This window comes from Streptomyces sp. NPDC044704 (assembly GCF_056433525.1).
In genome coordinates this window covers 122,228-146,295 of record NZ_JBWKGY010000018.1, presented here as the reverse complement: position 1 = coordinate 146,295, position 24,068 = coordinate 122,228, and the positions used below count along the sequence as shown (strand labels likewise).

Annotated in this window: 21 protein-coding genes and 1 tRNA gene; 10 read left to right on the top strand and 12 right to left on the bottom strand. The window is 71.9% G+C overall.

The window, feature by feature from the left end:
• The coding region (locus tag AC07B0_RS32170; protein WP_478899501.1) for a homocysteine S-methyltransferase family protein at positions 1-1,818 on the bottom strand (1,818 nt) is incomplete at its 3' end.
• Positions 1,819-2,069: 251 nt separating this feature from the next.
• Between AC07B0_RS32170 and AC07B0_RS32165 the strand changes: the two genes are divergently transcribed.
• From AC07B0_RS32165 to AC07B0_RS32145, 5 genes are all read left to right on the top strand, one after another.
• A complete protein-coding gene (locus AC07B0_RS32165) occupies positions 2,070-2,837 on the top strand; it encodes an IclR family transcriptional regulator (protein WP_356874907.1) in 768 nt (255 codons plus the stop codon).
• 324 nt (positions 2,838-3,161) lie between these two features.
• Complete coding sequence (locus AC07B0_RS32160) at positions 3,162-3,944, top strand: MIP/aquaporin family protein (protein WP_356874905.1); 783 nt, start codon at positions 3,162-3,164, stop codon at positions 3,942-3,944.
• Positions 3,945-4,023: 79 nt separating this feature from the next.
• Positions 4,024-5,550, top strand: coding sequence for a glycerol kinase GlpK (gene glpK / locus AC07B0_RS32155; RefSeq protein ID WP_356874903.1), 1,527 nt, complete (start codon positions 4,024-4,026; stop codon positions 5,548-5,550).
• A 40-nt stretch (positions 5,551-5,590) separates the two neighbouring features.
• Positions 5,591-7,198, top strand: coding sequence for a glycerol-3-phosphate dehydrogenase/oxidase (locus AC07B0_RS32150; RefSeq protein ID WP_356874901.1), 1,608 nt, complete (start codon positions 5,591-5,593; stop codon positions 7,196-7,198).
• Between the two features lie 127 nt (positions 7,199-7,325).
• Positions 7,326-8,333 (top strand): PAC2 family protein, encoded by a 1,008-nt coding sequence (locus AC07B0_RS32145; protein ID WP_356874899.1) that lies wholly within the window; start codon positions 7,326-7,328, stop codon positions 8,331-8,333.
• An 89-nt stretch (positions 8,334-8,422) separates the two neighbouring features.
• Here the strand turns inward: AC07B0_RS32145 and mshC are convergent, their stop codons facing one another.
• The 4 genes from mshC to AC07B0_RS32125 all read right to left on the bottom strand — a co-directional run bounded on the left by mshC (position 8,423) and on the right by AC07B0_RS32125 (position 11,936).
• Positions 8,423-9,652 (bottom strand): cysteine--1-D-myo-inosityl 2-amino-2-deoxy-alpha-D-glucopyranoside ligase, encoded by a 1,230-nt coding sequence (gene mshC / locus AC07B0_RS32140; protein ID WP_356874897.1) that lies wholly within the window; start codon positions 9,650-9,652, stop codon positions 8,423-8,425.
• Positions 9,653-9,762: 110 nt separating this feature from the next.
• Entirely contained in the window at positions 9,763-10,599 is an 837-nt protein-coding gene (locus AC07B0_RS32135; protein ID WP_467294572.1) for an SCO1664 family protein, read from the bottom strand.
• Positions 10,563-11,153 carry a DUF3090 domain-containing protein gene (locus AC07B0_RS32130; protein WP_356874895.1) on the bottom strand — a complete coding sequence of 197 codons (591 nt, stop codon included), beginning with the start codon at positions 11,151-11,153 and terminating at the stop codon, positions 10,563-10,565. Before AC07B0_RS32130 ends, AC07B0_RS32135 begins: the two co-directional genes overlap by 37 nt.
• A gap of 75 nt (positions 11,154-11,228) precedes the next feature.
• Complete coding sequence (locus tag AC07B0_RS32125) at positions 11,229-11,936, bottom strand: histidine phosphatase family protein (RefSeq protein WP_356874893.1); 708 nt, start codon at positions 11,934-11,936, stop codon at positions 11,229-11,231.
• Positions 11,937-11,989: 53 nt separating this feature from the next.
• On the opposite strand from AC07B0_RS32125, the gene AC07B0_RS32120 reads away from it, so the two are divergent.
• Positions 11,990-12,982 (top strand): magnesium and cobalt transport protein CorA, encoded by a 993-nt coding sequence (locus AC07B0_RS32120; protein ID WP_356874891.1) that lies wholly within the window; start codon positions 11,990-11,992, stop codon positions 12,980-12,982.
• A gap of 24 nt (positions 12,983-13,006) precedes the next feature.
• Here the strand turns inward: AC07B0_RS32120 and AC07B0_RS32115 are convergent, their stop codons facing one another.
• Both AC07B0_RS32115 and AC07B0_RS32110 read right to left on the bottom strand, forming a co-directional pair.
• Positions 13,007-13,795, bottom strand: a complete 789-nt coding sequence (locus AC07B0_RS32115) for a ferritin-like domain-containing protein (RefSeq protein ID WP_356874889.1) — start codon at positions 13,793-13,795, stop codon at positions 13,007-13,009.
• Between the two features lie 208 nt (positions 13,796-14,003).
• Positions 14,004-15,053: an LLM class F420-dependent oxidoreductase gene (locus AC07B0_RS32110; protein WP_356874887.1), complete on the bottom strand. Its 1,050-nt coding sequence runs from the start codon at positions 15,051-15,053 to the stop codon at positions 14,004-14,006.
• Between the two features lie 108 nt (positions 15,054-15,161).
• On the opposite strand from AC07B0_RS32110, the gene AC07B0_RS32105 reads away from it, so the two are divergent.
• Together AC07B0_RS32105 and AC07B0_RS32100 are read left to right on the top strand one after the other, a co-directional pair.
• Positions 15,162-16,145 (top strand): aldo/keto reductase, encoded by a 984-nt coding sequence (locus AC07B0_RS32105; protein WP_356874885.1) that lies wholly within the window; start codon positions 15,162-15,164, stop codon positions 16,143-16,145.
• A complete protein-coding gene (locus AC07B0_RS32100) occupies positions 16,142-18,490 on the top strand; it encodes a helix-hairpin-helix domain-containing protein (RefSeq protein ID WP_478899499.1) in 2,349 nt (782 codons plus the stop codon). Before AC07B0_RS32105 ends, AC07B0_RS32100 begins: the two co-directional genes overlap by 4 nt.
• A 75-nt stretch (positions 18,491-18,565) precedes the next feature.
• On the opposite strand, the gene AC07B0_RS32095 is transcribed toward AC07B0_RS32100, so the two are convergent.
• Complete coding sequence (locus tag AC07B0_RS32095; protein ID WP_478899498.1) at positions 18,566-19,225, bottom strand: hypothetical protein; 660 nt, start codon at positions 19,223-19,225, stop codon at positions 18,566-18,568.
• A gap of 47 nt (positions 19,226-19,272) precedes the next feature.
• On the opposite strand from AC07B0_RS32095, the gene AC07B0_RS32090 reads away from it, so the two are divergent.
• Positions 19,273-19,461, top strand: coding sequence for a DUF5703 family protein (locus AC07B0_RS32090; RefSeq protein WP_356874879.1), 189 nt, complete (start codon positions 19,273-19,275; stop codon positions 19,459-19,461).
• 124 nt (positions 19,462-19,585) lie between these two features.
• Here the strand turns inward: AC07B0_RS32090 and AC07B0_RS32085 are convergent, their stop codons facing one another.
• From AC07B0_RS32085 to AC07B0_RS32075, 3 genes are all read right to left on the bottom strand, one after another.
• The gene (locus tag AC07B0_RS32085; protein WP_478899509.1) at positions 19,586-20,278 is read right to left on the bottom strand and encodes a chaplin family protein; all 693 of its coding nucleotides are present in this window, start codon (positions 20,276-20,278) and stop codon (positions 19,586-19,588) included.
• Positions 20,279-20,478: 200 nt separating this feature from the next.
• Complete coding sequence (gene chpH, locus AC07B0_RS32080) at positions 20,479-20,712, bottom strand: chaplin ChpH (RefSeq protein ID WP_281205873.1); 234 nt, start codon at positions 20,710-20,712, stop codon at positions 20,479-20,481.
• Between the two features lie 155 nt (positions 20,713-20,867).
• Entirely contained in the window at positions 20,868-22,193 is a 1,326-nt protein-coding gene (locus tag AC07B0_RS32075; protein ID WP_356874874.1) for a M20/M25/M40 family metallo-hydrolase, read from the bottom strand.
• A gap of 168 nt (positions 22,194-22,361) precedes the next feature.
• Here AC07B0_RS32075 and AC07B0_RS32070 point away from each other — a divergent pair.
• Positions 22,362-22,446, top strand: a tRNA-Leu gene (locus AC07B0_RS32070).
• A 134-nt stretch (positions 22,447-22,580) separates the two neighbouring features.
• Here AC07B0_RS32070 and AC07B0_RS32065 read toward each other — a convergent pair.
• Entirely contained in the window at positions 22,581-24,020 is a 1,440-nt protein-coding gene (locus AC07B0_RS32065; RefSeq protein WP_356874872.1) for an amino acid permease, read from the bottom strand.
• Positions 24,021-24,068 lie beyond the last annotated feature (48 nt).

Genomic DNA, 24,068 nt, shown 5'->3' with positions numbered 1-24,068 from the left:
AGTGGTCACCTGCTCCTCGTCGAAACGGGCGATCGGCAGGATCTTCGACGCGTGCACGATCGCCGAATCCAGCCCCGCCTTCACACACTCGTCCAGGAACACCGAGTTCAGCAGCACCCGCGCCGCCGGATTCAGACCGAAGGAGATGTTGGAGAGTCCCAGGGTGGTCTGGACGTCGGGGTGGCGGCGCTTGAGCTCACGGATCGCCTCGATCGTGGCGATACCGTCCTTACGGGACTCCTCCTGACCCGTGCAGATCGTGAACGTCAACGTGTCGATGAGGATGTCCGACTCCAGGATCCCCCAGTTCCCCGTCAGGTCCGCGATCAGACGCTGCGCGATCGCCACCTTGTGCTCGACACTGCGGGCCTGGCCCTCCTCGTCGATGGTCAGCGCGATCAGCGCGGCCCCGTGCTCCTGAGCCAGCCCGGTGACCTTCGCGAACCGTGACTCCGGACCGTCCCCGTCCTCATAGTTGACGGAGTTGATGACGGCCCGGCCGCCGAGCTTCTCCAGTCCCGCCTGGATCACCGGGACCTCGGTCGAGTCCAGCACGATCGGCAGCGTCGAAGCCGTCGCGAACCGGCCGGCCAGCTCACGCATGTCCGCGACACCGTCACGGCCCACATAGTCCACACACAGATCCAGCATGTGCGCGCCCTCACGGATCTGGTCCCGGGCCATCTCCACGCAGTCGTCCCAGCGCGCCTCCAGCATCGCCTCACGGAACTTCTTCGACCCGTTCGCGTTCGTCCGCTCACCGATCGCCATGTACGAGGTGTCCTGCCGGAACGGCACCGTCTGGTACAGCGAAGCCGCACCCGGCTCCGGCCGCGGAGACCGCTGCGTGACCGCGGTGCCCCGCACCCGTTCCACCACCTGCCGCAGATGCTCCGGCGTCGTCCCACAGCAGCCCCCGACCAGAGACAGCCCGTACTCCCGCACGAACGTCTCCTGCGCATCCGCCAGCTCCGAAGCCGACAACGGATAGTGCGCACCGTTCTTGCCCAGCACCGGCAGACCCGCGTTCGGCATGCACGACAACGGGATCCGGGCGTTGCGCGCCAGGTAACGCAGGTGCTCGCTCATCTCGGCCGGGCCGGTCGCGCAGTTCAGGCCGATCATGTCGATGCCGAGCGGCTCCAACGCCGTCAGCGCCGCACCGATCTCCGAACCGAGCAGCATGGTGCCCGTGGTCTCGACGGTGACCGAGCAGATCAGCGGCACGGTGACGCCGAGGGCCTCCATGGCGCGCCGGGCGCCGATGATGGAGGACTTGGTCTGGAGGAGGTCCTGGGTGGTCTCGACGAGCAGCGCGTCGGCGCCGCCGGAGATCAGGCCCTCGGCGTTGATCTGGTAGGCGTCGCGGATCTGGGCGTAGGTGATGTGGCCGAGGGTGGGCAGCTTGGTGCCGGGGCCCATGGAGCCGAGGACCCAGCGCTGCTGTCCGGTGGAGGCGGTGTACTCGTCGGCGACCTCGCGGGCGATCCGGGCGCCGGACTCCGACAGCTCGAAGTTGCGTTCGGGGATGTCGTACTCGGCGAGGGCGGCGTAGTTCGCGCCGAAGGTGTTGGTCTCGACGCAGTCGACGCCGACGGAGAAGTAGGCCTCGTGGACCGAACGGACGATGTCCGGCCGGGTGACGTTCAGGACCTCGTTGCAGCCCTCCAGCTGCTGGAAGTCCTCCATCGTCGGGTCCTGCTCCTGGAGCATCGTCCCCATGGCTCCGTCGGCGACGACCACACGGGTCGCGAGCGCCTCTCGGAGGGCATCGGCCCGGGTCTGGGTGTCTGCGGGCGGGTTCGGCAACGAGGCCATGGTTGTGCTCCCTGGGCTGCGACGGCTGTCGGCTTTGCACCCTCTATGTCAAGGGTGCACGCGGTCAGGGTAACCGCGCGGCACCTGCCCCGGTGAGGGCGTCCCACGTGGCGGACTGCATTCTGTGCGCGGGAGTCCACACGGGGGATGTGAGGGTGTGCACGGCTCCGGGAAACGCCCAACCATGCACAAGGTCGGCATCGACCGATAGTGTTCAGCATTGTCGAACTACGTCAGCAGGAGGCTGCGCGATGGCACGGAACATCCAGTCGCTCGAACGAGCCGCTGCGATGCTGCGGCTCCTGGCGGGCGGGGAGCGCCGGCTGGGACTGTCGGACGTGGCGTCGTCCCTGGGCCTGGCCAAGGGGACGGCGCACGGGATCCTGCGCACCCTGCAGGCCGAGGGCTTCGTCGAGCAGGACCCGGCCTCCGGGCGGTACCAGCTGGGCGCGGAGCTGCTGCGCCTGGGCAACAGCTACCTGGACGTGCACGAGCTGCGCGCCCGCGCCCTGGTCTGGACGGACGACCTGGCCCGGGCGAGCGGCGAGAGCGTGTACGTGGGGGTGCTGCACAAGAGCGGGGTGCTGATCATGCACCACGTGTTCCGGCCCGACGACAGCCGTCAGGTGCTGGAGGTGGGGGCGATGCAGCCGCTGCACTCCACGGCCCTGGGCAAGGTCCTGTCGGCCTACGACCCGGTCGCGCACACCCAGGTGGTGGAGGTGGAGCGGGAGGCCTTCACGCCCCGTACGGTCACCGACGCGGCGGGCTTCGAGGAGGTCCTGGCCCTGACGAGGGCCCGCGGCTGGGCCGCGGACGTGGAGGAGACCTGGGAGGGCATCGCGTCGGTGGCGGCGCCGATCCACGACCGGCGCCGGATGCCCGTGGGCGCGGTGGCCGTGGCGGGGGCCGTGGAGCGGGTCTGCGGGGAGGGCGGGGAGCCCCGCGCGTCCCTCGTGGCCTCGGTCCGGGACTGCGCACGGTCGGTTTCCCGCGATCTCGGCGCGGGCCGGTTCTGAGCTTGACCTGATTCATTCGGCCCACCTGGAGGGCGCTTCGCGCGTCCTTTGGGTGGGTTTTGTCATTTTCTGATCGTTCATTGGCCTGATTTGGGCGATCGTACCGTGGGGTAACGATCCGGTTCTTTGACCTGGCCAGCCCTTGACGCGTTCTTCACCTAGGCGGAAAACTGCCGTTCATCGGTCGGCATTGTCGAACACCTACCGGCAATACGCGTTAGGCTATGGCGAGGCCAAGGACCGGTGCAGCACTCACCGAGTGCGTGGACCACCGGAGGGACCCGGTGTCCGCCCACCCCTGGACGTAAGACAAAGGAGTCGCGGGTGTCCAGCTCCGACATCTTCATCGGCGAGACCATCGGTACCGCCCTGCTCACACTGCTCGGTGGTGGCGTCTGCGCCGCCGTCACGCTCAAGAGCTCCAAGGCCCGCAACGCGGGCTGGCTCGCGATCACCTTCGGCTGGGGTTTCGCCGTACTGATCGCCGCCTACGTCTCCGCTCCGCTCTCCGGGGCCCACCTCAACCCCGCGGTCACCTTCGGCATAGCCGTCAAGACCGGCGAGTGGGGCGACGTCCCGGTGTACCTCGCGGGCCAGCTGCTCGGCGCCATGATCGGTGCCGTACTGATGTGGGTCACGTACTACGGCCAGTTCCTCGCGCACCTGTCCGACCCGGAGCACATCCGCGACGCCAAGCTCGGCCCCGAGGACCCGCACCCGCACGACCAGGCCGGCCCCGTGCTCGGCGTCTTCTCCACGGGCCCCGAGATCCGTAACGTCGTGCAGAACCTCGCGACCGAGATCATCGGCACCGCCGTCCTGGTCCTGGCCATCCTGACCCAGGGCCTCCAGGACGACGGCAAGGGACTCGGTGTGATCGGTGTCCTCATCACGTCCTTCGTCGTCGTCGGCATCGGCCTCTCGCTGGGCGGTCCTACCGGCTACGCCATCAACCCGGTCCGCGACCTCGGTCCGCGCATCGTGCACGCCCTGCTCCCGCTGCCCAACAAGGGCGGCTCGGACTGGGGGTACTCCTGGATCCCGGTCGTCGGCCCGCTCGTCGGTGCCGTTCTCGCCGGCGGTCTGTACAACATCGCGTTCGCCTGATCAGCATCTGCAGCGCTCGTAAGATCCGCACCGCACTCCTGATTCCGCCAACTCACCAGACCTGCCAGGAGCAGCCATCATGACCAGCAGCACCGGCCCCTTCATCGCCGCGATCGACCAGGGCACCACCTCCTCCCGCTGCATCGTCTTCGACCGCGACGGCCGCATCGTCGCCGTCGACCAGAAGGAGCACGAGCAGATCTTCCCGAAGCCGGGCTGGGTCGAGCACGACGCCACCGAGATCTGGACCAACGTCCAGGAGGTCGTCGCCGGAGCCATCGCCAAGGCGGAGATCACCGCCGCCGACGTCAAGGCCGTCGGCATCACCAACCAGCGCGAGACCACCCTCCTGTGGGACAAGAACACCGGCGAGCCGGTCCACAACGCGCTGGTCTGGCAGGACACCCGCACCGACGGCCTGTGCAAGGAACTCGGCCGCAACGTCGGCCAGGACCGCTTCCGCCGCGAGACCGGCCTGCCGCTGGCGAGCTACTTCGCCGGCCCGAAGGTCCGCTGGCTGCTCGACAACGTCGAGGGCCTGCGCGAGCGCGCCGAGGCCGGCGACATCCTCTTCGGCACCATGGACTCCTGGGTCATCTGGAACCTCACGGGCGGTGCCCAGGGCGGCGTGCACGTCACCGACGTCACCAACGCCTCGCGCACCATGCTGATGAACCTGCACACCCTGGCCTGGGACGAGAAGATCGCCGAGTCCATGGGCGTCCCGCTCAACGTCCTCCCGGAGATCAAGTCCTCCGCCGAGGTCTACGGTCACGTCAAGGACGGCGTCCTCGCCGGTGTCCCCGTCGCCTCGGCGCTCGGTGACCAGCAGGCCGCCCTCTTCGGCCAGACCTGTTTCGCCGAGGGCGAGGCGAAGTCCACGTACGGCACCGGCACGTTCATGCTGATGAACACCGGCGACAAGATCATCAACTCCTACAGCGGCCTGCTGACCACCGTGGGCTACCAGATCGGCGACCAGAAGCCGGTCTACGCGCTGGAAGGCTCCATCGCCGTCACCGGCTCGCTCGTCCAGTGGATGCGCGACCAGATGGGCCTGATCAAGTCCGCCGCGGAGATCGAGACCCTGGCCTCCTCCGTGGAGGACAACGGCGGCGCCTACTTCGTGCCCGCCTTCTCCGGTCTCTTCGCCCCGTACTGGCGCTCCGACGCCCGCGGTGTGATCGCCGGCCTGACCCGGTACGTCACCAAGGCGCACATCGCCCGTGCCGTCCTGGAGGCCACCGCCTGGCAGACCCGCGAGATCACCGACGCCATGACCAAGGACTCCGGCGTCGAGCTGGCCGCCCTCAAGGTCGACGGCGGCATGACCTCCAACAACCTGCTGATGCAGACGCTCTCGGACTTCCTGGACGCCCCCGTGGTGCGCCCGATGGTCGCCGAGACCACCTGCCTCGGCGCCGCCTACGCCGCCGGCCTGGCCGTCGGCTTCTGGCCCGACACCGACGCCCTGCGCGCCAACTGGCGCCGCGCGGCCGAGTGGACCCCGCGGATGCCCGCCGAGCAGCGGGACCGCGAGTACAAGAGCTGGCTCAAGGCCGTGGAGCGGTCCATGGGCTGGGTCGACGACGAAGACGCCAGCTGACCGCACCAGCTGAGTCAATCGACGAGGAGCTAAGAGAGATATGAGCATCCCGCAGAGCGTGACCGCACTGGGCACGCACCCGACCGCCGGTTCGAACCCGAGCCGCGCCGAAACCCGTGAGCAGCTGGCGAAGGCCACGTACGACCTGCTCGTCATCGGCGGTGGCATCCTGGGCACCTCCGTGGCCTGGCACGCCGCGCAGTCGGGTCTGCGGGTTGCCATGGTGGACGCCGGCGACTTCGCCGGCGCCACCTCCTCGGCCTCGTCCAAGCTCGTCCACGGCGGTCTGCGCTACCTGCAGACCGGCGCGGTCAAGCTGGTCGCCGAGAACCACCACGAGCGCCGGGTGCTGGCCAAGGACGTGGCCCCGCACCTGGTCAACCCGCTCACCTTCTACCTGCCCGTGTACAAGGGCGGGCCGGTCGGCGCGGCGAAGCTGGGCGCGGGCGTCTTCGCGTACTCGGCGCTCTCGGCCTTCGGCGACGGGATCGGCAAGGTCATCTCGCCGGCCCGCGCCGTCGCCGACAACCCCGGCCTCAAGACGGACAACCTGAAGGCCGTCGCGGTCTACTACGACCACCAGATGAACGACTCCCGCGTCGCCGTCATGACGGTCCGCGCGGCCGTCGAGTCGGGCGCGGTCGTCCTCAACCACGCCGAGGTCACCGGTCTGCGCACGACGCGCGGCCGGGTCAGCGGCGCCGAGCTCAAGGACCGCCTCGACGGCACCGAGTTCGGGGTCGACGCACGCGTCGTGCTCAACGCCACCGGCCCGTGGGTGGACCACCTGCGGCGCATGGAAGACAAGCACTCGATGCCGTCGATCCGCCTCTCCAAGGGCGCGCACATCGTCATGAAGCGCAAGTCGCCGTGGAAGGCCGCCATGGCCACCCCGATCGACAAGTACCGCATCACCTTCGCCCTCCCGTGGGAGGACCAGCTCCTCCTCGGTACGACCGACGAGGTCTACGAGGGCGACCCGGCGGACGTGCGCGCCACCGAGTCCGACATCCAGCAGATCCTCGACGAGGCGGCGTTCTCCGTGAACGACGCGGACCTCGACCGCTCCCTGATGACGTACGCCTTCGCGGGCCTGCGCGTGCTGCCCGGCGGCCCGGGCGGTGTCGAGAAGGCCAAGCGCGAGACGGTGGTCTCCGAGGGCTCCGGCGGCATGCTGTCGGTGGCCGGCGGCAAGTGGACGACGTACCGTCACATCGGCCGTGTGGTCATGGACAAGCTGGCCAAGCTCCCGGGCAGCCCGCTGACCGAGGACATGGAGCCGGTGAAGTCGCTCGTACGGCGCGTGCCGCTGCCCGGTGTCGCCAACCCGAACGCGGTCGCGCACCGGCTGCTGGTGGACCGTGAGCCCGGTACGCGGATGGACCCGCTGACGGCCCGCCACCTGGCCTCGCACTACGGCTCGCTGGCCTTCGACATCGCGCGGATCGCGAACGAGGACCCGGCCCTGGCCGAGCGGATCCACCCGGACGGGCCGGAGATCTGGGCGCAGGTCGCGTACGCCCGTGACAACGAGTGGGCCGAGACGGTCGACGACGTGCTGCGCCGGCGCACGACGGTGACGGTCCGCGGCCTGGACGACGCCGCCGTGCGCGCCCGGGTCGAGGAGATGCTGGGCCACAAGGCATAGCTGTCACGCAGGTGGGGAAGAGGGGCGGTTCCGAGGGGAACCGCCCCTCTGTCGTGGGCTGTGGCCGGTGCCTCATCAAGGCTTAGGCTGACCCACGTACGCAAGGGAACTTCGGAAGGAGACCTGGGTGATCGAGCTTGAGGGCGTGCCCGAGCTGATCGACCCGGTCATGGTGGCCGCGTTCGAGGGCTGGAACGACGCGGGTGACGCCGCCTCCGGTGCGGTGGCGCACCTGGACCGGGAGTGGAAGGGCGAGGTCTTCGCGGCTCTGGACGCCGAGGACTATTACGACTTCCAGGTCAACCGGCCGACGGTGTGGCTGGACAACGGGGTCAGGAAGATCACCTGGCCCACGACGCGGCTGTCGGTGGTCCGGATCGGCGGTGCCAAACCGCGTGACCTGGTGCTGGTGCGGGGCATCGAACCGTCCATGCGCTGGCGCTCGTTCTGCAACGAGCTGCTGGGCTTCGCGCACGAGCTCGGCGTGGAGATGGTGGTCATCCTGGGGGCGCTGCTCGGGGACACCCCCCACACGCGGCCCGTGCCCGTCAGCGGGGTGACCTCGGACGCCGACCTGGCGCGGACGATGGACCTGGAGGAGACGAAGTACGAGGGGCCGACCGGGATCGTGGGCGTGCTCCAGGAGGCCTGTACGCACGCGGGCGTCCCGGCGGTGTCCCTGTGGGCGGCGGTGCCGCACTACGTGTCCCAGCCGCCCAATCCGAAGGCCACCCTCGCGCTGCTCAACCGGCTGGAGGACCTGATCGACATCCGGATCCCGCTGGGCGAGCTGCCCGAGGACGCGCGGGCCTGGCAGCTCGGGGTGGACCAGCTGGCCGCCGAGGACAGCGAGGTCGCGGAGTACGTCCAGACGCTGGAGGAGGCGCGGGACACGGCGGACCTGCCGGAGGCCTCCGGCGACGCGATCGCCCGGGAGTTCGAGCGGTACCTGCGCCGGCGTGACCCGTCCGCCGGTCCGGGCCCGGAGGCGGGCCCGGGCGACGGGTCCTACCTGCGGGACACCTCCAGCGGCCTGACGCGTCCGCCCAAGCGCAAGCCGGACCCGTCCGGGGAGGATCCGCAGCCGCCCGCCGCGGCTCCTCCGGAGGAGGACGAGGCACCGCCGGAGGCGTAGCGGCCGGTGTGCGGGTACGCGAACGCCGACGGGGCCGGATCCACCTGAAGGGTGGACCCGGCCCCGCCGGCGTATGGGCTGCGGCCTGCCTAGAGGGCCACGCCGAGCAGGGCGTCCACCGTGCGGGAGACCAGCCCGGGGGCGGACTCGTCCTCGCCGCCCTCGGCGAGCTGCCGCTCGACCCAGCGGTCGACGGCCGCCAGCGCGGCGGGCGCGTCCAGGTCGTTCGCCAGGGCCTCGCGGACCTCCTCGACCAGGGCGTCGGCGGCGAGGCCGTCCGGCCGGGACACGGCCGCCCGCCAGCGCTCCAGGCGGGCCACCGCCTCGGCGAGGACCGCGTCCGTCCACTCCCAGTCGGCCCGGTAGTGGTGCGACAGCAGGGCGAGGCGGATCGCGGCCGGGTCGACCCCGGAGCGGCGCAGCGTCGAGACGAAGACCAGGTTGCCCCTCGACTTCGACATCTTCTCGCCGTGCAGCGCGACCATGCCCGCGTGGACGTACGCCTTGGCCATCGGGAACTCGCCCGTCAGCGCGTGGGCGTGCGAGGCACCCATCTCGTGGTGCGGGAACGCCAGGTCGGAGCCGCCGCCCTGGATGTCGAAGCCCATGCCCAGGTGCTCCAGGGCGATGGCGACGCACTCGATGTGCCAGCCGGGCCGGCCGCGGCCCAGCGAGCCGCCGTCCCAGCTCGGCTCGCCCTCGCGGGCGGCCATCCACAGCATCGGGTCGAGCGGGTTCTTCTTCCCCGGACGGTCCGGGTCGCCGCCGCGCTCCGCGGACAGCAGCCGCATCGCGTGGGCGTCGAGGTTCGAGACCCCGCCGAAGTGCGGGTCGGACTCCACCGAGAAGTAGACGTCGCCTTCGAGCTCGTACGCGGCGCCGGCGTCGCGGAGCCGCTCGACCAGCGGCACGATGCCGGGTATGGCCTCGACCGCTCCGATGTAGTGGCGCGGGGGCAGCATCCGCAGGGCGGTCATGTCCTCGCGGAACAGGGCGGTCTCGCGCTCGGCGAGCTCGGTCCAGTCGTGTCCGTCGCGCAGCGCCCGCTCCAGGAGCGGGTCGTCCACGTCCGTGACGTTCTGGACGTAGTGGACCTGCCGCTTGTTGTCGAGCCACACGCGCTGGACGAGGTCGAACGCGTTGTAGGTCGCCGCGTGACCGATGTGGGTCGCGTCGTAGGGAGTGATCCCGCAGACGTAGATACGGGCGACGGGACCGGGGGCGAGGGTGATCGTCCCCTGGGTCGCGGTGTCGTGGATCTGGAGGTCGCGGCCCTTGCCGGGCAGGGCGGGGACCTCAGAAGCGGGCCAGGCATGCATGCCTCGAGACTAACCGGACGAGTGTTCCGGAAACGAACCGGAGCAGCACTGTTGGCCTGATCGGTGCTCTTGCCATCTGGCCGGTTCTGTGCGTCCCGGGCCGTGCCTGGTCAGACCGGGGGCCAGGGGATCGCAGGCCACTGTCCGGACGGCTCGGGATGGGTCCCGGTGCGCAGCAGAGCGGCCACGCGGGCCCGTACGGCGTCCAGCTCCACGGGGGTGATCAGTTCGGCCAGCCGGGTGGCGAGCGGCTCCCCCTCGGCCAGCTGGGACTCCAGGGAGCCGAGCACCTCGCGCGCCTCCTCGGTGAGGGGCTCCCCCGCCCAGCCCCAGAGCAGGGTGCGCAGCTTGTCGTCCGCGTGGAAGGTCACGCCGTGGTCGATGCCGTAGAGCCGGCCGTCGGGGGCGGGCAGCAGGTGGCCGCCCTTGCGGTCGCCGTTGTTGATCACGGCGTCGAGTACGGCGAGGCGGCGCAGCCGCGGGTCGTCGGCGTGGACGAGGAGGGCGGTGCGGCCCTCTCCGACCTCGGCGAGGGCGACGGCCTTCCAGCCCTCCCCCGCCTCCTCGCCCTCGACGAGTGCGAGGAGTTCCGCCTCGGGGGTCTCCCCGGAGTCGATCCAGTGCTGGACCATGCCCTCGCCGTACGGTCCGTCGCGCAGGACGGTGGCGGGGACGAGGCCCCATCCGGTGGCCTCGGACACCAGGTAGGCGGCGCGCTCGCGGCGGGCGAGGTTCCCGTCGGGGAAGTCCCAGAGCGGGCGCTCTCCCTTGACGGGCTTGTAGACGCAGTCGGCGCTGCGGCCGCCGTGGGCCACCGTGCAGAGCAGGACGGCGTTGGAGGCCTCGGCGATCCGTCCTCGGACGGTGAGCTCGCCCTCGGTGAGCAGCTCCTCGATCGGGGTCACGGCGCTCACGCCTGGCGCCGGTAGCCGTTCTGGCGCGGACACACGTGTCCCTCGGGGTCGAGCGGGAGGCTGCACAGCGGGCACGGCGGGCGCCCCGCGTTGACCACGTCCAGGGCCCGCTTGGCGAAGGCCCGGGCCTGGGCGCCGGAGAGGCGCACGCGCAGCATGGGCGGACCGTTCTCCTCGTCCTGGAGGAGGCGTTCCTCCGCCTCGGCGAGGTCCTCGTCGGTGCCCGCTTCGAGCTCGACGAGCGCCTGGGCCTCGACGATCATCCGCTGTTCCTCGCCGTCCCAGGCGAGCGCCATGGTGCCGACGCGGAACTCCTCCTCGACGGGTACGTCGAGCGGCGCGGTGTCGGCGGCCTCGGTGGAGGCGACCGCGGGGACGGGGGCGTTGCCGCCGGTGCGCCGTACGACCTCGTCCAGCAGCTCGTCCATCCGCTCGGCCAGCGCCGCCACCTGGGTCTTCTCCAGGGAGACGCTGGTGACGCGGGTGCCCGCGGAGGCCTGCAGGAAGAACGTACGGCGCCCAGGCAGACCGACCGTGCCGGCCACGAAGCGGTCCGGCGGGTCGTAAAGGAACACCTGACGGGGCACGTCCAGTCTCCAAGTCTCAGGCGTGGGCGGGACCGCGCACGCGTGTCGGCCCTGCCACCCTACTGCGCCGTTCGATCACGCCGCGCCCGCGCCGCCCCCCACGACGGCGTTCCCGTCGCCTTCGGACTCGCCCTCGGCGGCCGGGGCCGGGCGCGGGATCAGCGGGGCGAGGTCGCCGGTGTCGCCGAGGCGCAGCAGGAACGGCCGGGTGGGGGTGTAGCGGACGGCGGTGACCGAGCAGGGGTCGACGTGGATCCGCTGGAAGAGGTCGAGGTGCATGCCGAGCGCGTCGGCGACGAGGGACTTGATGATGTCGCCGTGCGAGCACATCAGGAACACGGCGTCGCCGCCGTGCTCCTCCTCGATCCGGGTGTTCCACTCCCGTACGGCGTCCACGGCGCGGCTCTGCATGGCGCGCATGGACTCGCCGCCGGGAAAGGCGGCGGCGGACGGGTGCTGCTGGACGATCTTCATCAGCGGTTCTCCGGCGAGTTCGGAGAGCTTGCGGCCCGACCAGTCGCCGTAGTGGCACTCGCCGATCCGCTCGTCGGTGTGCAGGGGCAGGCCGGGCCGGGCGGCGAGCAGCGGGGCCAGGGTCTCCTGGCAGCGCTGGAGGGGGCTGCTGACGGCTGCGGCCAGCGGTACCCCGGCGAGCCGGCCGGGCAGCGCGGCGGCCTGCCCGGCTCCGTGTTCGTCGAGGCCCACTCCCGGAGTCCATCCGGCGAGCAAGCCCGCGGTGTTGGCGGTGGAACGCCCGTGCCGTACGAGGATCAACGTGGCCATGGGTACAGCGTAGGGGTGAGCGCGGTCGGCGGACCGGGCGCGGGCCGGGCAGAATGCCGACCGTGATTGTCGACTGCGCGATGTACCGGAACGGGCGCCGCTCCGAGGCGCCCGCCGACTTCTCGGACGCCCTGGACGAGGCGCGGGCCCGGGGTGACGCCTTCGTCTGGATCGGCATGCACGAGCCGACGGAGCCGGAGTTCGAGCACGTGAGCCGGGAGTTCGGGCTGCACCCGCTGGCGGTGGAGGACGCACTGACGGCGCACCAGCGTCCGAAGCTGGAGGTGTACGACGATTCGCTGTTCGTCGTCCTGAAGCCGGTGCGCTACGACGAGGCCGCGGACACGGTGACGACGGGTGAGCTGATGGTGTTCATCGGCGACTCGTTCGTGGTGACGGTCCGGCACGGCGAAGGGGCCGCGCTGACGGCCGTACGGCACCGGCTGGAGCAGGATCCGGACGTGCTGCGGCACGGTCCGACGGCGGTGCTGTACGCGGTGTCCGACGCGGTGGTGGACCACTACATCGAGGTGGCCGCCGAGCTCCAGGGGGACCTGGAGGAGCTGGAGGCGGAGGTGTTCGCGCCGAACGCCCCGGACTCGAAGAACACGGCGGCCCGGATCTACGCCGCCAAGCGGCAGGTGCTGGAGTTCCGCCGGGCGACGAGTCCGCTGCTCCAGCCGATGGACCGGCTGGCCTTCGGGCAGGTGCCGTTCGTGCACGAGCACGCCCAGCCGTTCTTCCGGGACGTGGCCGACCACCTGACGAAGGCGAACGAGTACGTGGAGGGCCTGGACCGGCTGCTGTCGGACGCGCTGGCCGCGCACCTGGCGCAGATGGGCGTCCGGCAGAACGACGACATGCGCAAGATCTCCGCCTGGGCGGCGATGGCGGCCGTCCCGACGATGGTCGCCGGGATCTACGGGATGAACTTCGACCACATGCCGGAGCTCGGGCACGCCTGGGGCTATCCGGGGGTGGTGGTGGTCATGGCCGGTGCGTGCCTGGGCCTGCACCGGATGTTCAAGCGCCGCGGCTGGCTGTGAGCCGGAGCCGCGGCGGCGGCCGGGTCAGGCGAACCCGGGTGCGGGCACGGGAGCCCCGCCGAGGGCGTCGGCCCGTTCGGGCGGGGTCAGGCGGATCATCCGGTGCCAGCCGCTGAACCGTTCGTACGCGTACATTGCGCGGATGCCGGCGGCGAGGGCGGCGGCCTTGGGCGCGGGCCAGCCCAGGAGCCGTCCCATGTGGTCCATGACGGCGAGGCTGACGTCCCGGTAGACGGAGATCTCGGCGAGGGCGCTCTCGCGCAGGATCCGGTGGATGGTCCGGCCGTGTCCCGCGCGGGCGAGGCGCAGCAGCTCCTCGTGGCAGTAGGCGAGGTGGTTGTCCTCGTCGTTGCTGATCATGCGGACGGCCTTGCCGACCTCGGGGTGGTCGCCGAAGTACCGGACGAGCATGACCATCTGGTCCGCCGCGCGCTGCTCGGTGACCCGGCTGTGCGCGAGGTAGACGACGATGTCCTCCTCGGTCAGCGGCCGGTCGCGGCGCAGCTTGTCGTGGGCGAGACCGATGCCGCGGCGTTCCAGCAGCATCGTGTAGTCGGTCTCGGGCGGTACGGGTACGGGCCGGAGGCCGCGCTTGCGCAGCAGGGCCTGGAAGATCCGGCCGTGCTTGTCCTCGTCGGCGCCGTGCCGGGTGATCTTGGGTGCCAGGTCGCGCATCGCGTCGGGGACGAGGGCGGCGATCCGGGCGTTCTCCCAGCCGCCCTGGGACTCCCCGCTGGCGGCGATGGAGCAGAACAGCTGGAAGGAGTCGTCGTTGTCGACGATCTCCTGGAACAGGCTGCGGGCAGAGAGCATGGAACGAGTCAAAAGCGGATCGACCGGGCGGGCAACCGAGGGGGGCCCGCGACTCGGCCGAATGAACGAAATCCGCTGCCCGCCGTGAGGGCGTAACCCGGGGGCCGGGCGGGGCGTTGTTGGCTGTGTCGGCCGTGGCGGGGAAGACCCCCCGAGCCCCCACCACGGCCGCAGACCTCTCCCCCGCCCCTCGGCGGCGCCGTCCGCGTCAGGCCAGGCCGGCCCGCTCCAGGGCCTCGGTGCCGGCGCGCAGGGCGGCGACCCGCTCGTCCAGGGTGAATCCCGCGGGGGCCAGCGTGAGGGTGGTGACCCCGGCGTCCGCGTAGGCGCGCATGCCGTCCGCGATCCGCTCCACGGAGCCCAGCAGGGTCGTCGAGTCGATCAGCGAGTGCGGGACGGCCGCGGCCGCGCCGGTCTTGTCGCCGCCCAGGTACTTGGTCTGGATCTCGGCGGCTTCCTTCTCGTAGCCCATGCGCTGGGCGAGCTGGTTGTAGAAGTTCTGCTTCGGGCTGCCCATGCCGCCGACGTACAGGGCGGTGTAGGGGCGGAACATGTCGGCCAGGGCGTTGACGTCCTCGCCGAGGGCCAGCGGCACGGTCGGGCAGACGTCGAAGCCGTCCATGGTCAGACCGGCCTTCTCGCGGCCCGCGCGGATGTGGCGCAGGGCCGTCTCCTCCAGGTGCTCGGCGGCCGGGAAGATCAGCAGGGCGCCGTCGGCGATCTCGCCGGTCTGCTCCAGGTTCTTCGGCCCGATGGCGGCGATGTAGAGCGGGATGTGCTCGCGCTCCGGGTGGACGGTCAGCTTGAGGGGCTTGCCCGGGCCGTCGGGGAGCGGGAGGGTCCAGTGGGCGCCGTCGTAGGACAGCCGCTCGCGGGTCATCGCCTTGCGGACGATCTCCACGTACTCGCGGGTCCGGGCGAGGGGCTTGTCGAACTTCACGCCGTACCAGCCCTCGGAGACCTGGGGTCCCGAGACCCCGAGGCCGAGCCGGAAGCGGCCCTTGGTCAGCGAGTCCAGGGTGGCGGCGGTCATGGCCGTCATCGCGGGCTGGCGGGCCGGGATCTGGAAGATGGCCGAGCCGACGTCGATCCGCTCCGTCTGGGCGGCCACCCAGGCCAGCACGGTGGCCGCGTCGGAGCCGTAGGCCTCGGCTGCCCAGCAGACGTCGTAGCCGAGCCGGTCGGCCTCCTGGGCGACGGCGAGGTTGTCGGCGTCCATGCCCGCACCCCAGTAGCCGAGATTGATGCCGAGCCGCATGTGTCGTCCCCTTACGGTGAAGCCGGTTTACCGATCAGTAACGTGGGTCTGCGGGGACTGTAGCGCGCCAAGGTGCCCGGCGTCAGCGCCCCAGTAGTCTCAGCGCTCATGGAGCAGAGGCATCTCGGCCGCACCGGACTGCGCGTCTCCCGGATCGGCCTCGGCACCCTGACCTGGGGCCGCGACACCGGCGAGGAAGCCGCCGCCGAGCAGTTGAAGACGTTCTGGGAGGCGGGGGGCACGCTCGTCGACACGGCCGACGTGTACGGCGGCGGCGAGGCCGAGTACCTCCTCGGGCAGCTGGTCGCCGGGCTCGTGCCGCGCCGTGACCTGGTCATCGCGACCAAGGCGGGCAGCGTCCCCGATCCCGACCGGCGGTTCAACGGCTCGCGCGGGCACCTGCTGACCGCCCTCGACGACTCCCTGGACCGGCTGGGCACCGACTACGTGGACCTCTGGCAGGTGCACGCCTTCGATCCGCTGACCCCGCTGGAGGAGACCCTGCAAACGCTGGACCTCGCGGTCAGCAGCGGGCGGGCGCGGTACGCCGGGGTGTCCAACTTCAGCGGCTGGCAGCTGGCGAAGGCGGCGACCTGGCAGCTGGCCGTCCCGGGCGTGCGGACCCGGCTCGCCTCGACGCAGATGGAGTACTCGCTCCTCCAGCGGGGCGTGGAACGGGAGGTGCTGCCCGCCGCGCTGGACCTGGGCGTGGGCCTGCTGCCCTCCTCCCCGCTGGGGCGCGGGGTGCTCACGGGCAAGTACCGCGACGGCACGCCCGCCGACTCGCGGGGCGCTTCGGAGTCGTTGGCCGCCTTCGTGGACCCGTACCTCGACGAGGCGGCGGGGCGGATCGTGGACGCGGTGGTCACCGCCGCCCAGGGGCTGGGGGTGACGCCGCTGCACGTGGCGCTGGCGTGGGTGCGGGACCGGCCGGGGGTGGTCGCCCCCATCGTCGGCGCGCGGACGTCGGCGCAGCTGGGCGCGGCGCTGTCGGTGGAGGCCCTTAGTCTTCCCGAGGAGATCTGCCGTGCGCTGGACGACGTTTCCGTCCCGGTGCACCGCTACCCCGATCAGAACTGGAGCACGCTGTGAGTACCGACCCCGAGACCACCGCCGCCGCCGCGCCCGCTGCCGCGGAGGAAGGGGCCGGGGTCGCCGGGGCCGCACCCGCGGACCCCGTTGCGCCGGAGCACGCGCCGGAACCCGCCCCGGAGGCGCCGGAGGAGACCGCCCCGGAGGACACCACGCCTGAGGACGCCGCATCTGAGGACACCGCACCGGAGGAGGACGTTCCCGCTGACGCGGAGGCTTCCCCTTCGGGTGACCCGGCCGACGGACCGGACGAGGACGCCGCGGCCGGCGCAGAGGCGGCCGCCGGGGCCGACGCACCGGCCGGGGCGGACGAGGACGCCCCCGCCGGCGGGGACGCTCCGGCCGGGACCGACGGGGACGCCGCCGCGGGCACCCCGGCGGCGCCCGCGCTCACCGAGGCACAGGCCGAGCTGGCCGCGCAGAAGGTCGAGCGCGAGCGGATCGCCCGGCGCAAGGCCGAGCGGGACGCCCCGGTCGACGCGGGCGGGAAGCTGAGCGGGAAGGCCGCCGACCTGCTGGCCGCCGTCCGGGCCGTGGAGAGCGGTGCCGCACCGGCCCCCGTGTACTTCGACGAGGCCCCGGCCGCCCCGCGCAAGGCCGCGCCCGCTCCCCCACAGCCGCCCCGGCCCGCCGTGACCGCCCCGGCGCCCGCCGCCTCCGAGATCGAGGCCGTACGGGCCGTACTGGCCCGCGGCGGCGCCCCCGAGACCCTGGCCGAGCAGGCCGCCCGGGCCCTCGGCGAGGGCGCCGCCGCACAGCTCACCGAGGACCCCTGGCGGCTGCTGGCGGTCGCCGGGGTGCGCCCGGCCCAGGCGGACGGCTTCGCGCAGGCCCTGCTGGGCCCCGCGGCCGGCCCCGCCGACGAGCGGCGCGGGGCCGCCCTGGTGGGCTGGCTGCTGGACCAGGCCGCGCTGAAGGGGCACACCGCCCTGGAGGCTCCGCTGCTGGAGAAGGCCCTGGCGCAGTACGGGGTACCGGATGCGGCCGGAGCCCTCGAACACGCCATCGGAGAGGGCGCGGTGCTGGTGTTCCACGAACCGCTGGACGGGCCCGCGCCGACCGTCGCCGCGGACGCCGCCGACGAAGGCGCCGGGGAGGCGGAGCGGCCCGTACGGGTCCTCGTCGGGCTGGAGGAGTACGCCCTGGCCGAGGAGAGCCTCGCCGACGGCCTGGCCCGGCTGGCCGCCACCTTCGCCGCCCCGGCGGACTGGACGGAGTTCGCCACCGGAACCGGCGCCGAGCTGATCCGGGCCGTCGCCGGCCACGGCCTGGTGACCCACACCGGCGGCGAGGCCGCGCGCGCCGAACCGCTGGCCCTGCTGGCGGCCGCCCGGAAGCTGGGCCTGCGGGCCGTCCTCGTGGCGCACGCGCCGGGCGGGGACCGCGTCACCCCGGCCGGGCTGCTGTCGGGGGCGGAGGGGCCCGGCCGGGACGCCGACGGGCGGTTCGCGCTGGACCTCCTGGTGGTGCTGGACGCGCCGCAGCTGGACGTGGACACGGCCGCCGCGCTGGTGGAGTCCGTACCGGACGGGGCCCGGCTGGTGCTGTCCGGTGACCCCGGAGTGCTCGGCTCGGCCGGTCCCGGGCGGGTGTTCGCCGACGTGCTGGCGGCCCGCGCCTGGCCGCAGGTCGTGTCCCGTACGCCGGACCCGGGGCCGGTGGGCGAGCTGGTGTCGGGCATCGGGATCGGGGAGCTGAACCAGGTCCGCGCGCCGGGCAAGGAGGTCGTCATCGTCCCGGTGCAGGACGCCGGGGAGGCGGTGCACCGCACCGTGCAGCTGGTGGCCGAGTCGGTGCCGCGCGCCTTCGGGATCCCGGCCGACGCCGTACAGGTCATCACCCCGGGGCACGGCGGCTCGGCGGGCACCCGGGCGCTGAACGCGGCCCTCAAGGAGCGGCTGAACCCCGGCCCCGGCCGGTTCGGCGGCTTCGACCCCGGCGACCGGGTGGTCCACGTACCGTCCCCCGGGCGGGCGCTGCCGGGCCGGGTGGTGTCGGCCGACGCGGAGGGGCTGCACCTGGAACTTTCCGGAGCCCGGATCGTCGTACCGCAGGAGCGGGTGGAGTCCCAGGTGCGGCACGGCTGGGCGGTGACGGCGCACCAGGCCGTCGGAGCGCGCTGGCCGGCGGTGGTCGTCGTCCTTCCGGGGGACGCGGCACAGGCACTGTCCCGGGACTGGGTGTACACGGCGTTCGGGCGGGCCGAACGGCACCTGTCCGTCGTCCACGGCGTCGACCAGGCGCTGCCGCACGCGGTGGCGCAGGTCCTGCCGAAGCCGCGCACGACCCGCCTGACGGGCCTCCTGGGGGCCCTGACGGCCGCCCAGGACGCCGACCAGCCGTAGCGGGACCGCGCCCGGGCGCGCCGACGCCCCCGTCCGGTGCCGGGCGGGGGCGTCGGCGTACGGGTCCGGGGTGGGTCAGGCCGGGGTGAGCCCGGGCGCCGCCGCCTCCTCGTCGTCCGCCTCGTCGTCGAACTCCTCGGGCTCCTCGTCGAAGACGGAGCTCACGTCGAAGCGGTGCAGCACGTCCTGCGGATCGGTCTGGCCGAAGGGCGCGTCGAGCCAGTCGCCCGGTTCGGCGACCTCCTCCAGTGCCGCGATCCAGAGGGTGGAGTCGCCCTCCTCCAGCCCGAACTCCTTGTAGCGGGAGGCGATCTCGTCGGGTTCGTACTCCCCGAAGAGGACGCCGAGCGCACCGGCCGTGCCGGCGTCGTCGAGGTCGGCCTCCCGGTCGTGCGCGGCGACGCGTTCCGCCTGGGCGACCAGCCGGGCCGGTTCGACGACGGCGTAGTCGCGGCGGATGAACACGCTGAAGGCGGTCGGTTCCGCCGGCCCGGTGTACGGGACTCCGTCCTCGGGGGTGGGAATCTCGAACGGGGTGACCTCGTCGTAGCGGTCGTAGAGGAGTTCGTCGTATTCCTCGGCGGCGGCGGCGAGTTCGTTGAAGGCGGCGTAGACGGCCGGATCCTCGTCCCCGATCCTGCTCTCGACCGCGGCGAGGTGGCGGTCGAGAGCGGCCTTGACCGCCTCGGCGGCGGCGCGTACCTCGGCAACAGTGGGCAGAGCGGCATCAGACATAGTGCAGACGCTATCCGTAGCAGGCCTCTGCCCGCACAATAGATGCGATGCCGGAATACGAATTCGTCGACGTGTACGTGCCTCGCGGGACCCCCCGCAAGGAGGCGACCCGACTGCTGACCGACCATGCCGAGTACGGCCACTGGGAACTGGACCGCCTGACGCTGCACCGGGACGGCAGCCGCCGCGTGCGGTTGCGCCGCCGGATCATCCGTCAGGTCCGCGCGACCTGGTGACGCGGGCCCCGGGTGCGGGGCCCGCGTCGTGAGCGGCCGTCAGGCGGCGTTGCGGGCGCGCCGGTAGAGCACCGCTCCGGCGAGCAGCAGGCCGCCCGCGAGCGGCACTCCCGCCGTGAGGGCGTCACCCGCGCCGGTGGCGGCGAGCCCTGCCCGCGGGGTCCCCTGGCCGGGGTGTGCGGCGGGGGTGACGGACCCCGCGCCGGGCCCGGTGGAGGCCCCCGGCGCACCGGGGGTGTTCCCGCCGGGCGTCTGACCGCCGGGGTTGCCGGGGGTCTGACTGCCCGGGGTACCCGGAGTCTGACCGCCGGGGTTGTGCCCACCGGGGGTGCCCGGGTTGTGCCCGCCCGGGGTGCCCGGGTTGTGACCACCCGGAGTGCCCGGGTTGTGGCCACCCGGAGTGCCCGGGTTGTGCCCACCCGGAGTGCCCGGGTTGTGGCCACCCGGAGTGCCCGGGTTGTGCCCGCCCGGAGTGCCCGGGTTGTGCCCGCCCGGAGTTCCGGGGTTGTGCCCGCCCGGGGTGCCCGGGTTGCCGGGGTGGTTCGGGTGGTCGTCGCAGGGTTCCTCGTGGCCGCCCCCGGGGGTGGCCCGGGTGCTGCGGTCCGCCCTTGTCGTTGGCGCAGCCGTTCCCGAAGGCCGGGTTCAGCAGGGCGACCACGTTGACCGTGTTGCCGCAGACGTTCACCGGCGCCTCCACCGGCGCCTGCACGTTGTTCCCGGACAGGAGGCCCGGGGAGTTCGCGGCGCGGCCGGACGCTCCGGAGTCCGCCTGCGCGTGACCGCCGGCCAGTGCGAGAACACCCCCCGCGGCCGCCATGGTGATCAGCGTCTTCCTCGTGACCTGAACCGGTCGTCGCATCTGTACTCGTCCCCTGGTGTGTACGTTCCGGCCGTCGCTCGACGGCCTGGCCGTCCAGGCTCCCCCGCCTGGTACGCCGGAAAAATGAGAATCCGGGCCCGAAAGCCCGGAGGCCCCGGAGCGCTGGTACGCGCTCCGGGGCCGGGTCTTCAGACGCGTCAGGCGTTGACGCAGGTGTTGCCGAAGGCCGGGTTCAGCAGGCCGATCACGGAGATCGTGTTGCCGCAGACGTTCACGGGCACGTGGACCGGAACCTGGACGACGTTGCCGGACAGGACACCGGGGGAGCCGATGGCCGCACCCTGGGCACCCGCGTCGGCGACAGCCAGGCCCGCACCCGCGAGAACCAGACCACCGGTGGCAGCCGCAGCGGCGACAACCTTCTTGAGCATTGTTCCTCCTAGTAGGCAAGTGCGGTCCCAGCCGCGGACCGCACCACCTGTAACGAGGAGTTCTCACCGGGGCTACGAGCGTATGAGCGCATTCACTCTTCTCAGTGGAATCCGCACACCTTCCCGATTCCCCGGCGTTAGGAGTTGTCCGCCGGTCACGCGTTGTCGATGAACCGGTCGAGGACGCGCACGCCGAACTTGAGGCCGTCGACCGGCACCCGCTCGTCCACGCCGTGGAACATCCCGGCGAAGTCCAGCTCGGGCGGCAGCTGGAGCGGCGCGAAGCCGAAGCAGCGGATGCCGAGGTCGTCGAAGGACTTCGCGTCCGTTCCGCCGGACAGCATGTACGGCACGGCCCGCGCGATCGGGTCCTCCGCCTTCAGGGCGCCCTGCATGGCGTCGACGAGCTTCCCGTCGAAGTCCGTCTCCAGCGCCTTGTCGGCGTGCACGTCCTCGTACTTCACCCGCGGGCCGAGGATCCGGTCGAGGTCGGCGAAGAACTCGTCCTCGTAGCCCGGCAGGAAACGGCCGTCGACGTGGGCCGTGGCCTGGCCGGGGATGACGTTGACCTTGTAGCCGGCGCCGAGCATCGTCGGTGCGGCCGAGTTCCGCAGGGTCGCGCCGACCATCTTGGCGATGCCGCCGAGCTTGGCGAGGGTCGCGTCCATGTTGTCGGGGTCGAGCGGGGTTCCGAGCGCGTCCGAGAGTTCGTCCAGGAACGACCGTACGGTCTTGGTGACGCGCACCGGCCACTGGTGGCGGCCGAGGCGGCCCACGGCCTCGCAGAGCTCCGTGATGGCGTTGTCGTTGTTGGTCATCGAACCGTGGCCCGCGGTGCCCTCCACCGTGAGCCGCATCCAGTGCATGCCCTTCTGCGCGGTCTCCACGAGGTAGAGCCGAAGGTTCTCGTTCACGGTGAAGGAGAAGCCGCCGACCTCGCCGATCGCCTCGGTGACGCCCTCGAAGAGACCGGGGTGCTTGTCGACGAGGTGGCGGGCCCCGTAGACGCCGCCCGCCTCCTCGTCGGCGAGGAAGGCGAGCACGATGTCCCGCGGGGGCTTGCGGCCGCTGCGCATGCGGTCGCGCACGACGGCCAGCGTCATCGCGTCCATGTCCTTCATGTCGACCGCGCCGCGGCCCCACACGCACCCGTCGGCGATCTCGCCCGAGAAGGGGTCGTAGGTCCAGTCGGCGGCGTTGGCCGGGACCACGTCCGTGTGCCCGTGGATCAGCAGGGCCGGCCGCGAGGGGTCCTCCCCCTCGATCCGGGCCACGGTCGAGGCGCGCCCCTTGTGGGACTCGAAGATCTGCGGTTCCAGACCCACCTCGGCCAGCTGCTCCGCGATCCACTCGGCCGCCTTGCGTTCTCCCGGGCCCGAGTGGTCCCCGTAGTTGCTGGTGTCGATCCGGATGAGGTCCCGGCAGAGGTCGACGACCTCGTCCTGGCCGGAGACGGTCTTGCCCGCGCCCGATTCGCTCACGCTGTTCCTCCCACTGATCAGTACCGGCTACCTCCCCATCCTCGCTCTCCGGGGCGCTGCGCCCAAGGGCGCTCCCCGGTCACCGGGGGGTGTGATCGAGGACCCCGGAATGTTTGGTAATGTTTTCCACGTCGGAACGGCCCGCGAGGGACGCGAGACAGACACCTTGTCCGGGTGGCGGAATGGCAGACGCGCTAGCTTGAGGTGCTAGTGCCCTTTATCGGGCGTGGGGGTTCAAGTCCCCCCTCGGACACAAGAGAGAAGGACCCCGCTCCGGCGGGGTCCTTCTTCGTTTCCGGTGTGCGGGGAACGCCGCGGGAGAACGGCAAGGGCCCCCGGGCCGGGAGCGGATCCCGGCCCGGGGGCCCCTTCGCGTGCGCGGGCCGGTCAGCGGCGGGAGGCCGCGATCTCGGCCACCCGGCCGCGGACCAGGAACCAGCCGCCGACCAGGGCGGCGCCGATGACCGGGACGAACAGGACCGTGGTGCGGCCGACGCCGCCGTCGCACCACATCAGGACGAGGACCGTGAGCAGGAAGACGAGCGTCACGATCTGGGTGTACGGGGCCCAGGGCAGCCGGTAGGAGGGCCGCTCCAGGGTGCCCTGCTTCGCCCGGCGCCAGAAGTGGAGCGAGCAGAGCATGACCATCGCCCAGGTGCCCAGGATGCCGAGCGAGGCGAAGTTCAGGACGATCTCGAAGGCGTCCTCGGGCATCAGGTAGTTCAGGCCGACGCCGGCGATGCCGAAGGCCGCGGTGAAGAGGACCCCGCCGTAGGGGACCTTGCCCTTGTTCATGACGCCGGTGAACTTGGGCGCGGAGCCGGACATGGCCATCGAGCGCAGGATGCGGCCGGTGGAGTACAGGCCGGAGTTCAGCGAGGAGAGCGCGGCGGTCAGGACGACCAGGTTCATGACGCCGGCGGCGCCGGGGACGCCGAGCTTGTCGAAGACGGTGACGAAGGGGCTCTGGTCGCCCGAGTAGGAGGTGTACGGGAGCAGCAGAGCCAGCAGGACGACCGAGCCGACGTAGAAGACGCCCACGCGCCACATGATCGAGTTGATCGCCTTCGGCATGATCTTCTCGGGGTTCTCGGTCTCGCCCGCGGCGACTCCGCAGAGCTCGACGGAGGCGTACGCGAAGACCACGCCCTGGATGACCAGGAGCATGGGGAGGACGCCGGAGGGGAAGATGCCGCCGTTGTCGGTGATGTTGGCGAGGCCCGGGGTGCTGCCGCCGATGTCGTGGCTGGTGGCGACGAGGTAGATGCCGACGAGCAGGAAGATCACCAGGGCGGCGACCTTGACCAGGGAGAACCAGAACTCCATCTCGCCGAAGTACTTCACCGAGATCAGGTTCGCGGTGAGGACGACGGCCAGGGCGATGAAGGCGAGCACCCACTGGGGGACGTCGGTGAACATCGACCAGAAGTGCGCGTAGGTGGCGGCGGCCGTGATGTCCGCCACGGTGGTGGTGGACCAGTTGAGGAAGTAGAGCCAGCCCGCCGTGTAGGCGCCCTTCTCCCCCATGAACTCGCGCGCGTAGCTGACGAAGGCGCCCGAGGAGGGGCGGTAGAGGACCAGCTCGCCGAGGGCCCGGACCACGAAGAAGGCGAAGACGCCGCATACCGCGTACGCAATGGCGAGCGAGGGGCCCGCCCCGGCGAGGCGGCCGCCGGCGCCGAGGAACAGGCCGGTGCCTATCGCCCCGCCGATCGCGATCATGTTGATGTGGCGGGACTTGAGGTCCTTGCTGTAGCCCTCGTCACCGGCGTCGACGTGGCGGGAAGACGCCTCGGCGGGGGCCTCGGTCAAGGTGCGGTCACTCATACGGGACTTCGCCTTCGTGGGTGGGACAGGCAGGGCCGGACCGCCGCG

Excerpts from the sequence above, each read along its gene's own strand:
- AC07B0_RS32165 (WP_356874907.1), top strand. The coding sequence starts at position 2,070 with ATGGCACGGAACATCCAGTCGCTCGAACGAGCCGCTGCGATGCTGCGG.
- glpK (WP_356874903.1), top strand. The coding sequence starts at position 4,024 with ATGACCAGCAGCACCGGCCCCTTCATCGCCGCGATCGACCAGGGCACC.
- AC07B0_RS32150 (WP_356874901.1), top strand. The coding sequence starts at position 5,591 with ATGAGCATCCCGCAGAGCGTGACCGCACTGGGCACGCACCCGACCGCC.
- mshC (WP_356874897.1), bottom strand. The coding sequence starts at position 9,652 with ATGCATGCCTGGCCCGCTTCTGAGGTCCCCGCCCTGCCCGGCAAGGGC.
- AC07B0_RS32125 (WP_356874893.1), bottom strand. The coding sequence starts at position 11,936 with ATGGCCACGTTGATCCTCGTACGGCACGGGCGTTCCACCGCCAACACC.
- AC07B0_RS32120 (WP_356874891.1), top strand. The coding sequence starts at position 11,990 with ATGCCGACCGTGATTGTCGACTGCGCGATGTACCGGAACGGGCGCCGC.
- AC07B0_RS32115 (WP_356874889.1), bottom strand. The coding sequence starts at position 13,795 with ATGCTCTCTGCCCGCAGCCTGTTCCAGGAGATCGTCGACAACGACGAC.
- AC07B0_RS32110 (WP_356874887.1), bottom strand. The coding sequence starts at position 15,053 with ATGCGGCTCGGCATCAATCTCGGCTACTGGGGTGCGGGCATGGACGCC.
- AC07B0_RS32105 (WP_356874885.1), top strand. The coding sequence starts at position 15,162 with ATGGAGCAGAGGCATCTCGGCCGCACCGGACTGCGCGTCTCCCGGATC.
- AC07B0_RS32095 (WP_478899498.1), bottom strand. The coding sequence starts at position 19,225 with ATGTCTGATGCCGCTCTGCCCACTGTTGCCGAGGTACGCGCCGCCGCC.
- AC07B0_RS32090 (WP_356874879.1), top strand. The coding sequence starts at position 19,273 with ATGCCGGAATACGAATTCGTCGACGTGTACGTGCCTCGCGGGACCCCC.
- AC07B0_RS32085 (WP_478899509.1), bottom strand. The coding sequence starts at position 20,278 with ATGGCGGCCGCGGGGGGTGTTCTCGCACTGGCCGGCGGTCACGCGCAG.
- chpH (WP_281205873.1), bottom strand. The coding sequence starts at position 20,712 with ATGCTCAAGAAGGTTGTCGCCGCTGCGGCTGCCACCGGTGGTCTGGTT.
- AC07B0_RS32065 (WP_356874872.1), bottom strand. The coding sequence starts at position 24,020 with ATGAGTGACCGCACCTTGACCGAGGCCCCCGCCGAGGCGTCTTCCCGC.